The sequence below is a fragment of the Thermodesulforhabdus norvegica genome (genome assembly GCF_900114975.1).
Taxonomy (GTDB): Bacteria; Desulfobacterota; Syntrophobacteria; order Syntrophobacterales; family Thermodesulforhabdaceae; genus Thermodesulforhabdus; species Thermodesulforhabdus norvegica.
Map to the genome: position 1 here is coordinate 17,376 of NZ_FOUU01000009.1, position 13,487 is coordinate 30,862.

Sequence of the window (13,487 nt, forward strand, 5' to 3'; positions counted from 1 at the left end):
CCTGTGTAGGTCCCCTCCGGGCAAACCGGATCACCCCCAAAGCCTTTATCCAGATGGCCCAAGCCATCTCCCAGTCCCTATATTTCCCAACCGGCTTTTCTGATCTCACCTCCAAGCCGGTTTCTTTTCCAGGAATTGCTCTTGTCCTCGAGCTTTTTATTCAATTTCTGCCGCCGTAAAAGAGCACATTCCAGAAACTCACCTTTCGTGAGAAGGTTTTGACAGTTCCGGGGTACCTCATGCCGGAAGCCAGGACCCCATATGGCATCCTGTGCAGTTAACCGAAACCGTTCCATACCGACTACAACTTTATCCTGCTCTACAGGTTAACCGTTGTGATTTTCCCGCTGTAATTGGAAATATTTTTCTATTACAGCTTTAACCACCGGAGCCGCTGCAGAAGACCCATGACCTCCGTGCTCAATGATCGCCACGGCTACCACCTGCGGATCATCGGGAGGTGCATAACCTGCGAACCAGGCGTGGTCTCTGAAATGCTCCGGCATCGACGATTCATCCCCGCTCAACTTAAGGCCCACAACCTGCGCCGTGCCGGTCTTACCCGCTATTGGTATGGCTTCACTCCAGATCCCATGAGCCGTACCACGAGGGTCCTTAACAACATCTTCAAGGGCTTTTTTTACAAGACTTAAGGCCTTCTCGTTGGTAATTACTCGCTCGTGAATTGTATCCTCCCGTGCACGAAAGCCGTTTCCCTCAATCCTTTCGACAATGTAAGGCCTGACGAGGTATCCATTGTTGGCTATTGCCGCATAGGCTCTGGCCAGTTGAAGGGGCGTAACCAGCACGAACCCCTGTCCAATTGCGACCGATAAGGTTTCACCTTTTTGCCACGGCACGCCGTAGTGCCTTTTTTTCCAGGAAGTTGTGGGTATTAACCCGGTCCGCTCACCGGGAAGCTCCACCCCGGTTAATTCACCAAATCCCAGGAGTTTGGCGTAACGGGCTATCGTATCAACCCCCAATCTGCTCCCCACCTGATAAAAATAGACATCGCAAGATTCCACAATGGCTCTATGTAAATCCACGTATCCGTGTCCTCCTCTTTTCCAGCACCTATAGGTTCTGTTCCCGAGCCTGTGATAACCGGGACACCAGATAGTTTCATCGGGTTTCACAGCTCCGGTATCAAGTGCCGCAAGGGCGACAAAAGGCTTAAAGGTGGACCCCGGCGGATAACCGACCTGAATCGCCCTGTTCAGGAAAACATGACGGGGATCTCTGTGCAGGTCATTCCACTCTTCGGAGTTTACACCCCGAACGAACAGATTGGGATCATAGGAAGGAGAGCTAACCATAGCTCGAATAGCCCCGGTCTTTACGTCCAGTACAACAAGAGCCCCTTCTTTATCCCTCATTATTTCGGATGCGTAACGCTGTAGCTCCCAGTCCAGCGTAAGCCATACATTCCTGCCCGGGATGGGGTTTTCCCTATCCAATACGCCCAACCGTCTCCCGAGGGCATCAACCTCAACGGCCTCCATCCCGTTTTTTCCCCTCAGAACGGACTCGTAAACCCGTTCCAGTCCGGTTTTGCCTATCCAGTCACCGACGACATATCCGGCATCCTCGAGCCTATTGAGTTCTTCCCGGTTAATTTCCCCCAGATACCCAACAATATGAGCCCCTACTTCCCGCCACGGATAGTTTCTAACAGGCTGGACGGAAACAAAAAGCCCGGGCAATTTGTGTTTATAGGCCTCAATACGGGCAAGACAATCTTGATCAACGTCGCCAAGAAGCTTTACGGGGATATGCTTTGGGATGTTCTGGTATTTCGACAATTCGTTCACCAGATCTTCCGTTTTTACATTACACAGATTTGAAACGGCCACGGTTATTCTTTCGACGTCGGCTTCTTCTCTGGTAATATAGATGTCATAAGACGGTCTGTTATCCACAATAACTCTTCCGTAAGCATCAAATATAACACCTCTGGGAGCAATAATTCGCTCAAACCTGGTATGGTTATTTTCAGATTTTTTCTTGTACTCATCCCACTTTATCACCTGGTAGTAGTAAAAGCCACACAAATACAGGACAATAACACAGCAGAATATTATCGCCAATGCGTAAACGTTAATCACAACGATATTGTTCTGCTCTCGAAGTATCACATTCTTATTCATGTTCTTTCCTGGTACATAAACCTTACAAGCGACGCAATAAATGGGATTCCTAAAATTGTTGACACAAGAACTTTAGCAAGCCATGCTTTTAAAAAAAACTCTATTCCAGCTTCAGGCCACAGTCCCTGAGCATAAAGAGCTATAAAGATCTGTTGCAGTGTGACGTAAGCAACAATCAGCACAGCATGAAAAAAAGGAGAATAGATATCCATATGGTCTGAAGAGACCCTCATTATCGAAGCAATTATTACATAGCTTGCCACATGGAACCCCCAGAGCTTACCGGCGAGGGTATCTACGAAATACCCGACTGCCACGGCAACGATAAGATGTGCAAGAGGTGGCAACATAAAACCAAGGGCAACGACGAAGTAGAAGAAGAGATCGGGCCTTATCGAGGCCGGGACATGCAGGTAAGCAACCAACCAGCTTAAATACAGGACCAGAAAGAATACTATCGTTATTCTGAGAGTTATGCCGGTTCTCGCCATTACGATTTTCTTCCAAGGACCTTATTTTCAGGGGAATCCAGGCGGCAACGATGGTTCCTTCAACAAAACGAGCACCTCATCGAGATTCCCTATCTCCATTACGGGCCTGACCTCTATGAACTGGAAAATCCCTACAGGATCCGGATAGACTTTGGTTACTATTCCGGCTTTAAGACCTCTGGGAAAGATCCCGTCTTTTCCGGTGGTGATGACAAGATCACCGGGTCTCACATCGGCATCATTTTTCACGTATTTCACGTAGCAGAGTCCCGGTTCCCCACCCACAAGTATTCCTCTAACGCGGCTACGCTGGACCAACACGTCAACGGCACTGGCGGGGTCCGTAACAAGCATAACCCTCGCAAAGCGAGATCCACTGTTCAATATTCTGCCCACGACGCCTTCGTAACACACGACGGGCATATCAGGCTTTATACCGTCAAGGCTTCCTTTGTTTATAATAACGGACTGGAACCAACCTGTAAAATCGTGAAAAATGATCGAGGCCGTAACCGAAGGGACTTGAAGCTGATCACGAAACTCGAGAAGTCGCCTCAGTCGCTGATTTTCCAGATAGGCTTCTCTATAATCAACAAGAAGTTGTTCCAATTGAGAAATTCTTTTCTTTAGTCTGTAGTTTTCTTCTCTGACTCCGACAAGATTTATATAGGAATCCCACAGATTATTTATCCCATTGGCAAGCCTTGTCCATCCCTCGGCCAGTGGACCCACACCGTGCAGAACCAGCCTCTGGAGAGTATCCAAGCGGCTTGTCTTAAAATTGAGGGAAAAGAGATAGAAGGCCACTATTATGAAAAAGAGCACGAAAAAAAAACCTCTAAGCCGCCGGATCAGTTCCCACATGCACCATCCTTAATCGGAAGTTACATCAGCACTTCTCTTAATCTATCAATATCTTCCAGAGCCTTTCCGGAACCCAGGACAACCGCCGTCAAAGGATCCTCCGCTACACTGACCGGCAAGCCCGTTTCACGTCTCAGAACATAGTCCAGGTTTTTTAAAAGGGCTCCTCCTCCCGTAAGCACTATTCCCCGGTCTACGATGTCAGCGGCGAGTTCAGGCGGGGTTTGTTCCAAAGCCATCTTAACCGTTTCCACTATTGTATCAATTTGCTCCTGGATGGCTTCTCTGACCTCATCGGAAGATATTTTAACGGTTTTCGGTATCCCATCAACGAGGTTTCTACCCTTAACCTCCATGTACTGCGGTTCCCCGTCCATATATGCATTCCCCAGGGTTATCTTGATCTGTTCCGCCGTGCGTTCACCAATCAGGAGATTATATGTTTTTCTGATGTACTGAAGAATTGCGGCATCCATTTTGTCACCACCGACCCTTACAGAGCGACTGTAAACAATCCCGGCGAGCGAGATTACCGCAACTTCCGTTGTGCCACCTCCAATGTCAACGATCATATTGCAAACAGGTTCTGTTATGGGAAGGCCGGCTCCGATGGCGGCCGCCATTGGTTCTTCTATGAGATAAACCTCTCTTGCTCCTGCAGATTCCGCCGATTCCTTAACCGCCCTTCGCTCCACCTGTGTCACACCCGAGGGCACGCACACAATTACACGTGGCCTCACAAGAGACCTGCGGTTATGTACTTTCCTGATAAAGTATCTCAGCATCGCCTCGGTAATTTCAAAATCGGCGATAACTCCGTCCTTCATGGGTCTTATGGCCACAATATTTCCCGGAGTCTTTCCGAGCATCATTTTGGCTTCCGTACCCACCGCAACTACCCTGTCTCCTCCTTGAGCATCTCGCTTTATTGCCACAACAGACGGCTCATGAAGGACGATGCCCCTTCCTCTTACGTAGACAAGCGTGTTGGCGGTACCCAGATCTATTGCAAGATCGTTAGAAAACCATCCCAGAATTTTACTCAAAATCATAGTCTATACGCTCCCCGTAATATTGTTATGCTGCATAAAAACGGTGCAATCATTTTAAAGAAGATATGAGGGTTTGCACAAGTTTTGTTTTCCAGAGGAAAGCAAACTGAAGTTTAGGGAATCATGAGTCTAAAGAAGGCGATGGTGCCGGAGCGGAAACCGTTGCCGTCCTGAAGTTCTGGAAATACGGAGCGTTAGCGTAAGGTGTGTTTCCAGTGATGGCCCGTCTGTTTGCCCTGGAATTTCTCCGGCGTGGCCCCTGCCGGCGCAGCCCGAAAGCCCGACCTTCACAGCCCGACTCTTCTTTCATAGGAAACCGGTGGGGAAATTTTAAAAACTGAGATTTTCTAAGTTGCTGATTTTACTGGTCGGGGCGAGAGGATTTGAACCTCCGACATCCTGCTCCCGAATCTGTCTGATTGCCCTTCACTGCGGCTTACGGTTCGGCGAGATAGCAAACCTTACCTGGGGAGACATAGACCTTGCAAGCGGGGCAATCTACATCCGGGACCCCAAGAATAACACCACCCGTGTGGCCTACATGACCGATGCCGTGTCGAAAATGTTCGCTTCCAAAACCTCCGGACAGCCGGACGAATTTGTTTTCAAAGACAAAAAACACGGCAGGAAGATCCAGAAAATCTCCAAAGCCTTCGTGAGAAGCGTAAAAGCCCTGGGGCTAAACGAAGGCATCCAGGATCCCCGAATGAAGGTATGCTTTCACACACTGCGCCACACGTTCGGGTCCTGGCTCGTAATAGCCGGTGTTCCGATCTACACCGTCAAAGAGCTCATGGGACACAAGACACTCGCCATGACGGAGCGTTACGCACACCTTGCAGCAGAAGCCCAGAGAAAGGCCGTAAAAGAGCTCGAAAAGGTAGCCGGCAGGGTAAACCCCGACAACGCAATATCCTTTGCAGAACCCGGGGAACAGGGCCATGAGCAATGAGTTAGAACACGTAAAGTACTGCTTGAACATTTTGCAGAAGAAAATCTGGAAGACGACACCGGCATATTCCTTCCCAGACACCTGCAAGCCCTGGAACGCTTTAGGAATCACCCCGAAACGAAAAAAATCCGGCTTCAGATCCTCCGGCAGGAAATGTGCCGTTTTTTTTTGCACATGATCCTTACGGTGCCGAACTATCCGGGGACAACGGCCGACATCGAATACCCGTACATGGTGCGCAGGATATTCGGTAAGACGATCACCGCCGTGGTTCGCATTGGCAAAAACAAACTTAAAGGAGACAGGGCCCGCAGGATGCGGGCTACCATAGGCGGCGGGGAGGGTACCCTCCGGAGCACTTGACCTTCAGAGCCTGCGTGCCGAACACCGTGAGCATACCGACCCACCATTGAACTTTGTTCTGTTTGAGATCCTGCTTGGGCGCCTCGTCCAGGGATGGTCTTGTGCCCCTTTAGGACTTCCGGCATGATATCTTTTTTACGATTGGCCCTTCACCTGCGGATACGAATCCGCAAACGCCTTTCCCTTTCATCACACACCTCCTTTGCATGATCGAATTTACCTCCTACTACCGGTGCGCTTCAGCCGGGGGTCACTATACGGACGCTTCGGATTTGCTTGCTCCGGTAGCCTGAAGCGGCCCCGGAGTCACGATGGGAATTTCAAAATCTGGGATTTTTACAAAATTTTTTATTCTTGCAGCAAAACCGAAAGGGGGGATAAGTCCGCAGGAGAATTGTAGTTTCGCCATGTCGCTTTTGGGCAGGTTCAAAGCGGATCATTGCTACAATCGATTTTAATTGCCTGCGGAAACAAAAATCTGTATAAATGTTAATGCATAAATATTTATGGTATAGAAATCACCGCACAGAACGACAGGGCTTACGATCATGAAAAAGCTAACCAGAAAGCAGACGGAAGTTTTGAACTTCCTCATTCAGTATCAGAAAGACCATGGCTTTCCTCCCACTATTCAAGAAATAATGGAAAAATTTGGTTTTTCATCGCCGAGAACGGCGGCCAGCCATCTGGATAGCCTTGAAAAGAAAGGGGCAATAAGAATCTCACGGGGGAAAGCAAGGGGAATAGAGATACTAACTGCCCCTTTCGGGGGTGTGCCCCTCGTCGGGAAAATCCCGGCCGGTTTTCCCGAAGAAGCCATTGAAGACTTTCGGGAGGTTATTCCAATAGATCCGGGCTTTTTCGGCTCAGGGGTAAAGTTCGCCGTCAGGGTAAAGGGTGATTCGATGGAAGGGGCTGGAATAAGAGACGGAGACATCGTGATTATTCGCCAACAGAGCAGCGCAGAGAATGGGCAGATCGTTGCGGCAATTGTTGACGGAGAAGTGACCCTGAAGAGGATTAAAAAATATCCCGACGGAAGGGTGGAATTGAGGCCTGAAAACCCTTCTTATAGGCCTCTTGTTTTCAGGCACCCCCAGTCGCCTCAAATTGTTGGAATAATGGTGGGTCTCATTAGAAAATCCAGTATTTAAAAAGCATTTGGGAAAATAATGTTTTGCCACCTCCATGTCAGAAGTGCTTTTACATTTCTTTTCGGAACTTTTACTCCCGAACAGCTTGTACGTAGAGTAAAAGCCCTGGGAATGTCTTCTGTTGCTATTACCGACAGAGGAGGGCTTTACGGTGCAGTAAAATTCGTGAAAGCAGCAAATCGTGCAGGTATAAAACCCATCCTGGGTATTGAAGCCCCCCTGTCGGATGGAAGCATACTGGTTTTGATTGTTAAAAACAAAGAGGGCTACAGCAACCTTGCCCGTCTTATAACCGCGACAAAATTGGCACAAAGGGACGTATTTTCTCTTGATGACATAAACACTTATCACCGAGGGCTCATTTGTCTTACCGGAGGTCGGGACGGAAGGGCGTGGAAGCTTATCAGAAGCGGGAAGCTTGTCGAGGCAAAGGAATTTCTTGGGCTTTTAAAGGATATCTTCGAAGCAGATCTTTATGTTGAGATACAAAATCACTCCATTAAAACAGACATAGAAGTTTCGGGTGAGCTAATGCGTCTGGCTAAAAAAATCGGTTCCAAAACTGTTGGTACCAACGCCGTAACCTTCTTGAAAAAGGAAGACTTCATAATTCATCAGATTCTCGTGAAAATACAACAGACAGTTCACCACAGAGCAATATCCCCTCTACCATGCGACGAATTTTATTTAAAAAGCGAACAGGAGATGTCCTGTGTTCTTCCTCCGGAAGTTTTTCACGCAATCGGTGAAGTGGTTGAAAAGGTCGATTTCACCATGGAACTTTTCAGGGTGCACCCACCGAAGGTATTTGACCGTGATACAGAAAGGCTAACAGAGCTATGTTTTAGAAATCTGGCTGTCAGGTACAAGCCGGTAACACTCGAGGTTCTGAGAAGGCTTGAAAAGGAACTTAATCTTATTTTTTCGAGGAATTTCTCCAGCTATTTTCTGGTAGTTTACGATGTCGTTTCCTGGGCAAGAAATCGAGGAATACGCTTGAGTATCCGGGGTTCTGCCGTGGGCTCTCTAGTAACCTATCTTCTTTTTGGAGGTCCTGACCCCATTGAACATAATCTTCTTTTTGAAAGATTTCTAAACGAAGGGCGCTTCGACCCACCCGACATAGATGTTGACTTTGATTCGGAACGAAGAAACGAGGTTATACGATACGTGTTCCACCGTTTCAAAGGCAAGGCCGCTTTCGTTTCAACCCTATCAACCTACAGGGCAAGAGGTGCTGTAAGGGATGTTGCGCGAGCCATGGGAAGGCATCTCGGAGAAGTCTCAGAACTTACAAAGTTTCTCCCGTATCATCTCCGCCCGAACGAAATTAACGAGGCTTTAAAAAAATTACCTGAGCTTGCAGAAAGCCCACTGCACGAAGAAAATGAGCTCGTGAGGCTTGTAGGAAACCTAAGCGGTCTTCCAAGACAAATTTCCACACACCTCGGGGGTATCATCCTCTCTGAAAGTCTATTGGACATGGTGCCTCTTGAGCTTTCCCCTTCCGGTTTTCCTTTATCCCAATATGACAAAGATGACATTGAAAAACTGGGACTTCCCAAGTTTGATTTTCTTGGACTTAGAATGCACACGGCCATTTCTAAAACCCTTTCCTACATAAAAGAAAACGGTAAAGCACTGGATTTGGATAACATCCATCTTAATGATTCAGACACCTACAGGTTATTATGCTCAACCGAGACTGTGGGTGTTTTCCAGCTGGAAAGTCCTGGCCAGAGGCAGCTTTTAAGCAGATTACAACCGAAATGTTTTTCAGACTTAATGATTGAAATTTCACTTTTTCGCCCGGGCCCGATGCAGGCAAAAATGGCAACCCCTTTCATAAGGCGCAAACACGGGAAAGAACCCGTGGAATATTTTTGCCCTGAGCTAAAGCCTATTCTTGAAGAAACCTACGGGATTCTCGTCTATCAGGAGCAAGTTTTGAAGATGGTGGCAAAGTTGACAAACTCCAGCCTGGAATGGGCAGATGTATTCAGGCGTTCCATGACCCATGATAGAAGCCCTGAGGAAATGGAAAAACTCAGGGTTGAGTTCATTTCAAGGTGTATCAAGTCGGGCTATTCACGTTTTGTTGCAGAAAAAGCATGGAAACAGATTTCTGCTTTCGCTTCTTACGGTTTTTGTAAGGCCCATGCTGCGGCCTTCGCATACATAACTTATCAGTCGGCATATCTTAAAGCTCATTTCCCTCTTGAGTTCTATCTCGGGCTGTTAAACTCCGGTCAAGTGGGCAGTTACCCACCATGGGTGATTCTAAACGAAGCAAGAAGGCGCTTCCCGGTGTACCCACCACACGTAAACTTCAGCCGTTTTGAATACACGATTGAAAGTAACGGCATCCGAGTAGGGTTTTGTGCGGTGAAGGGAATTGGGGCAAAAACGGCTGAGAAAATTGTAAAAGATAGAGAAGCTCACGGTCCCTTTAAGTCGATCCCGGAATTCCTTGCCCGTGTAAAGTTGAGCCGAAAAATTTTCTGTACGCTTTTCACCATAGGAGCTTTTGATGGGCTCGGAAACAATGAAGGAAAGGTCGCTTAAGGTTGCTATTGCAGAAAGGGAGTGTCTTACAGTAAACGTCAAGGTACACCCCCTTGAGCCATTCAGACATTTTTTGACGAGCAAAAACGCAATAAATAGTAAAAAACTGAGGAATATCCCGAATGGTCGCCATGTAAAAATACCGGGCCGCATTATTCTGGTTCACACACCACCGACTCGGAGTGGGAAACGGATAATGTTTATAACAGCAGAAGACGAGCTGGGCCTCATTGATTTGGTTCTCTTCCCTGATGCCCAGAAAAAGTACGCTAAAATTATTTTAGCAAACTCTTTATGCTTGTTTGAAGGTGCTGTTAAACGCATTGGTGAAAGAACATGCTGTGTAGTCATCTCTAAAGCCGTGCCTTTGGTTATGGATAAAAACATGACCTGCCGTTCGTGCGATACACTTTAGCGTGATTTGGCCGAAAGTTTTCATCTTTATGCCTTGCCGAGACGATTACCAAGGCGGTTTATGGCGGCCATGAGCACAAAATCCCCCGGCGAGATCCCACAGACCTTCCCGGGAACCACTCTGTTTATAATATCCCTCAGCCCAATTCTTTCTGCCACCTCAAAAAATGCCATGGGAAGGCCGAACTGCCGGGAGCTTACCTTTTTGGGTTCCTGATGCTTCCGGGCTTCTTCAATCAGCTTCAATATATCTTCTGCAGTGCCCGGGTAAACCTGCCGGGTCACAACCTTACTCTTTCCCGATCCCCTGGTCTTTCCCGTAGCATTTGGATCGACCTTTACACGATAGGATCGGGAGTAATAGTAATATTTCCTGTTGCCCCGTTTTCTTGCTATTATTGTTCTGGTTCCTTTTGTTTCCATAGCAATTACATTTTACAGATTACTTCCATACATTTCAAAAATAAAACGAATTTAAGTATACAGTTACACTATGTGGAACAATAAATCTTTGAAAACTCTAGAATTTCCAGTAGGCGTTTACAAAAAATGGAAAATTTGAGTTGAAATCATTGATTTTACTGGTCGGGGCGAGAGGATTTGAACCTCCGACATCCTGCTCCCAAGGCAGGTGCGCTATCCAGGCTGCGCCACGCCCCGACCTTTTTTCTCAACTAACACAGCTAATCGGGGAATGCAAGAAAAGTGTCCTAAAGGGGCTACAGGCTGAAAAGCTCCGGATACTGCAACATACAAAGGCCGAAAGCCGAAACAATCAATCCGTGGTTTATTTTGCCTTCACGAATCATCTCAGCAATTGTGCGTGCGGGAACAGTTATTACCTCAATATCCTCCAGCTCATCTAACTGCTGGTCATGGATCTGCTTTGCATTTTTCCCCAGGAACGTAAAACACCTGTTGGTTTGAATTGCAGGATTGGGATATACCATACCGACAGGTAAAAGCTCCTCGACTTCGTATCCCGTTTCTTCGCGAAGTTCTCTCAGGGCAGCTTCCTCGGGAGTATCTCCTGGGTCTATAACACCTCCCGGAAACTCCAGTGTAAAGTCTCGAACCCCATGTCGGTACTGTTTTACCAGGATAACATTCTTTTCAGGTGTAAGCGCCACGACATTAACCCAATCGCTCAACTGAAGAGCATAGACGTTATACCTTCTTTTGTTCCGAGGCATGATCACACTGTCAATACGCACCCTGAACATCCCCGCACAGTGCTCCAGCCTGCTGTCAACAACCTTCCAAGGACTGCTCATTTCTGCGAGATCTCCTCAAAAGTAAGCAATTCGGGTAATACCTCACCGGCCCTGCCCAATATGGTGCAGGCATAATAAGGAGATTGAGGCGTCCGTTCAAGATTAACCTCAACCACATAAGCGCCGTGAGATGCCGCGAAACGACCGAAAGAAGCGGCAGGTTCAACAACTCCCGAGGTGCCCACAATCAAAAGCACCTCGGCACTCATGAGAGCATCCAGAGCTCCCTTTAAAATCCCCTCGTCCAGGCTCTCTCCGAACCACACCACATCAGGCCTTTCCAGACCTCCACATAGGCTGCACACGGGCGGAAGATCCATCTCAAGCCTATCGTCGTCCCTAAGCCTCCCGCACTTCACACATCTTACACGCCATATGCTGCCGTGTATTTCCAGGACGTTCCTGCTCCCCGCCTTTTGATGCAGCCCATCAATATTCTGGGTAATTACAAGTACGGGTTTGTAGCTTTCAAAACCGGCCAGGGCCAAATGAGCGGGATTGGGTTTGCATTTCGAGATAAGCCGTCTCCTCCATAAATAAAACTCCCAGACGAGGACAGGGTTTTTCGAGAAGGCTTGAGGGGTTGCAAGGTCCGTGGCGCGGTACGATCTCCAGAGGCCACCTTCACCCCGGAAGGTGGGAACACCGGATTCGGCCGAAATCCCAGCACCGGTTAAAACAACCAGCTTCTTTGAATCCATGATTCGCTTCCTGATATTCCGGATCAGGTCGCGGTCCGTCAAATCCAGCCCTCCTTTTCGGCCCTTGAGAAAATCTTGTTGATGTCCAGCCCTCTGCGTCTGAAACCTTCTAAACCGTAAACCATATTCGCCTCTAAAACCAGATAAGACTCGCCTCGTGGTAATATATCCAGACCCACCTCATCAAAACCGCACCTTTCGGCTACCCATCGGGCAAACTCCAGGGCGTCTTCGGGTATATTTTCGAACTCCACACTGCCGCCCCGCGAAACATTATGCCTGAAATCACCCGGTTTACCGATTCTCCAGTAGGCGTGGATGACATGGCCTGCAAAAACCACGATCCTTAAATCTCTACTGGCGGGAATATACTCCTGGACGTAGGCCGGATGATACAGGCTAAGATAAGTTTCCAGTTCCTTTTCGTCACGGATGAGAAAGACCTCTTTTCCCTGAGAACCACCAACAGCCCGTTTGCCAACAAAAGGAAAGGAAAAATCACGGAGTATTCGCTCTTCTTTACGTGCCCCATAATAGATTTTGGTTCTCGGATGTGGAATTCCAAGCCATTGAAAAAGCAGAGACTGCCTTATCTTGTTCCCCATGAAGGAATAAAAATTTCCGGGAAAGACACGTTTGCCCAGGGCTTTAAAAAGAGGATCGAGAACCTGACCGGGATAAAAGACATCAGAAGCTTCACCAAGCACCCGATGTATCGTTTCTGAGTTAACGTCAAGGTCTAAAGCCTCCTTCGGTTGCCTTATGCTCCTGCAGACCCTCAGGTGTCTTCCCAGAGCGTACTTAACGCGGCTATTTTCCAAGAGCCCTGGCAACCCGGTAACCCTCCGCCGTCAGTGCCATAGCAGGAAGATTCCAGCGGGTTTTAACAACAACGACCCAACCCGATTCTTCCAGCACCCTGAGAGCCCTTTCCAGCGTTGCCATGGTGGAGCGAAACCTTCCGGTTCCCATGTCCTCCATCATCCGCTCCGGAGTAATGTTTGCGGGCACATGAGGTCGATAGAAAAGCTCTGCGGCAATTTCATGAAGGTACACATCACCCCTTATAGGCCCCCTTGCCCTTATGCACTTACACCTGGAGGTGCTGATCTGCTTTAAGGGGATATCACCATCCGGATCATGAATAACAACGGTGATGAGCCAGCCCGTTAGTGGAGCAATCTCTTCTTTCACCTTCTCGTACATGAGTTCAACTAGATTTTTTCGTTCGTCCTGAGCAAATAGAAAACCGACCTTCTTTTCCCACAAGACCACTTTCCACTTTGCATAACCGGCCGATTCGAGCAGATGTTGATACTGAGCCAGCCTCCCTTCGATATACCCGGGCTTTAAAACCTCTCTTGTAATCCTGGATTCAAAAACACCGAGAAGTCTGTAAAGGGGTGTAGAAGTCCTGCGTATATCCTTCCGCCGTAGTGCACTGATTAACATGATTTGCTGAAGCCTTGGAATGCTTTTCCCGGGTTCAGAGTCTTTCTTCTTCACA

Annotated in this window: 14 protein-coding genes and 1 tRNA gene; 5 read left to right on the forward strand and 10 right to left on the reverse strand. The window is 47.9% G+C overall.

Features of this window, described 5'->3' with window-relative positions; translation table 11 throughout:
* Window positions 1–326: 326 nt before the first annotated feature.
* Genes mrdA through BM091_RS11120 form a run of 4 tightly spaced genes read right to left on the reverse strand, consistent with a single transcriptional unit; the run spans window position 327 to window position 4,557 of the window.
* A complete protein-coding gene (mrdA, locus tag BM091_RS11105; RefSeq protein WP_093395826.1) occupies window positions 327–2,150 on the reverse strand; it encodes a penicillin-binding protein 2 in 1,824 nt (607 codons plus the stop codon).
* Window positions 2,147–2,641: a hypothetical protein gene (locus BM091_RS11110; protein ID WP_093395827.1), complete on the reverse strand. Its 495-nt coding sequence runs from the start codon at window positions 2,639–2,641 to the stop codon at window positions 2,147–2,149. Before BM091_RS11110 ends, mrdA begins: the two co-directional genes overlap by 4 nt.
* 27 nt (window positions 2,642–2,668) lie before the next feature.
* Window positions 2,669–3,505, reverse strand: a complete 837-nt coding sequence (gene mreC, locus BM091_RS11115) for a rod shape-determining protein MreC (RefSeq protein ID WP_093395829.1) — start codon at window positions 3,503–3,505, stop codon at window positions 2,669–2,671.
* Between the two features lie 20 nt (window positions 3,506–3,525).
* Window positions 3,526–4,557 (reverse strand): rod shape-determining protein, encoded by a 1,032-nt coding sequence (locus BM091_RS11120; RefSeq protein ID WP_093395831.1) that lies wholly within the window; start codon window positions 4,555–4,557, stop codon window positions 3,526–3,528.
* 352 nt (window positions 4,558–4,909) lie between these two features.
* On the opposite strand from BM091_RS11120, the gene BM091_RS11125 reads away from it, so the two are divergent.
* The 5 genes from BM091_RS11125 (at window position 4,910) to BM091_RS11150 (ending at window position 10,006) form a co-directional block, all read left to right on the forward strand.
* Complete coding sequence (locus BM091_RS11125) at window positions 4,910–5,509, forward strand: tyrosine-type recombinase/integrase (RefSeq protein ID WP_177193627.1); 600 nt, start codon at window positions 4,910–4,912, stop codon at window positions 5,507–5,509.
* A gap of 153 nt (window positions 5,510–5,662) precedes the next feature.
* Entirely contained in the window at window positions 5,663–5,872 is a 210-nt protein-coding gene (locus tag BM091_RS11135; RefSeq protein ID WP_143083139.1) for a hypothetical protein, read from the forward strand.
* 548 nt (window positions 5,873–6,420) lie between these two features.
* Entirely contained in the window at window positions 6,421–7,026 is a 606-nt protein-coding gene (gene lexA, locus BM091_RS11140; RefSeq protein ID WP_093395837.1) for a transcriptional repressor LexA, read from the forward strand.
* Between the two features lie 18 nt (window positions 7,027–7,044).
* Window positions 7,045–9,591: a DNA polymerase III subunit alpha gene (locus tag BM091_RS11145; RefSeq protein ID WP_093395838.1), complete on the forward strand. Its 2,547-nt coding sequence runs from the start codon at window positions 7,045–7,047 to the stop codon at window positions 9,589–9,591.
* Window positions 9,557–10,006: an OB-fold nucleic acid binding domain-containing protein gene (locus BM091_RS11150; RefSeq protein ID WP_093395840.1), complete on the forward strand. Its 450-nt coding sequence runs from the start codon at window positions 9,557–9,559 to the stop codon at window positions 10,004–10,006. Before BM091_RS11145 ends, BM091_RS11150 begins: the two co-directional genes overlap by 35 nt.
* A gap of 26 nt (window positions 10,007–10,032) precedes the next feature.
* Here the strand turns inward: BM091_RS11150 and BM091_RS11155 are convergent, their stop codons facing one another.
* From BM091_RS11155 to BM091_RS11180, 6 genes are all read right to left on the reverse strand, one after another.
* Window positions 10,033–10,428, reverse strand: coding sequence for a hypothetical protein (locus BM091_RS11155; protein ID WP_093395841.1), 396 nt, complete (start codon window positions 10,426–10,428; stop codon window positions 10,033–10,035).
* 159 nt (window positions 10,429–10,587) lie between these two features.
* Window positions 10,588–10,665 (reverse strand) — tRNA-Pro (locus BM091_RS11160).
* A 59-nt stretch (window positions 10,666–10,724) separates the two neighbouring features.
* Window positions 10,725–11,279: an NUDIX hydrolase gene (locus BM091_RS11165; RefSeq protein ID WP_093395843.1), complete on the reverse strand. Its 555-nt coding sequence runs from the start codon at window positions 11,277–11,279 to the stop codon at window positions 10,725–10,727.
* A complete protein-coding gene (locus BM091_RS11170) occupies window positions 11,276–12,022 on the reverse strand; it encodes an SIR2 family NAD-dependent protein deacylase (RefSeq protein WP_093395844.1) in 747 nt (248 codons plus the stop codon). The genes BM091_RS11165 and BM091_RS11170 overlap by 4 nt, the downstream gene beginning before the upstream one ends.
* Window positions 12,019–12,813 (reverse strand): ATP-grasp domain-containing protein, encoded by a 795-nt coding sequence (locus BM091_RS11175; protein WP_093395846.1) that lies wholly within the window; start codon window positions 12,811–12,813, stop codon window positions 12,019–12,021. The genes BM091_RS11170 and BM091_RS11175 overlap by 4 nt, the downstream gene beginning before the upstream one ends.
* On the reverse strand, window positions 12,791–13,486 hold the full coding sequence (locus BM091_RS11180) for a hypothetical protein (RefSeq protein WP_093395847.1): 696 nt from the start codon (window positions 13,484–13,486) through the stop codon (window positions 12,791–12,793). Before BM091_RS11180 ends, BM091_RS11175 begins: the two co-directional genes overlap by 23 nt.
* Window position 13,487 lies beyond the last annotated feature (1 nt).

What these genes read in the sequence shown, in the direction of transcription:
- lexA (WP_093395837.1), top strand. Translation starts at nt 6,421, where the DNA reads ATGAAAAAGCTAACCAGAAAGCAGACGGAAGTTTTGAACTTCCTCATT.
- mreC (WP_093395829.1), bottom strand. Translation starts at nt 3,505, where the DNA reads ATGTGGGAACTGATCCGGCGGCTTAGAGGTTTTTTTTTCGTGCTCTTT.
- BM091_RS11120 (WP_093395831.1), bottom strand. Translation starts at nt 4,557, where the DNA reads ATGATTTTGAGTAAAATTCTGGGATGGTTTTCTAACGATCTTGCAATA.
- mrdA (WP_093395826.1), bottom strand. Translation starts at nt 2,150, where the DNA reads ATGAATAAGAATGTGATACTTCGAGAGCAGAACAATATCGTTGTGATT.
- BM091_RS11145 (WP_093395838.1), top strand. Translation starts at nt 7,045, where the DNA reads ATGTTTTGCCACCTCCATGTCAGAAGTGCTTTTACATTTCTTTTCGGA.
- BM091_RS11155 (WP_093395841.1), bottom strand. Translation starts at nt 10,428, where the DNA reads ATGGAAACAAAAGGAACCAGAACAATAATAGCAAGAAAACGGGGCAAC.
- BM091_RS11135 (WP_143083139.1), top strand. Translation starts at nt 5,663, where the DNA reads ATGTGCCGTTTTTTTTTGCACATGATCCTTACGGTGCCGAACTATCCG.
- BM091_RS11165 (WP_093395843.1), bottom strand. Translation starts at nt 11,279, where the DNA reads ATGAGCAGTCCTTGGAAGGTTGTTGACAGCAGGCTGGAGCACTGTGCG.
- BM091_RS11150 (WP_093395840.1), top strand. Translation starts at nt 9,557, where the DNA reads ATGGGCTCGGAAACAATGAAGGAAAGGTCGCTTAAGGTTGCTATTGCA.
- BM091_RS11110 (WP_093395827.1), bottom strand. Translation starts at nt 2,641, where the DNA reads ATGGCGAGAACCGGCATAACTCTCAGAATAACGATAGTATTCTTTCTG.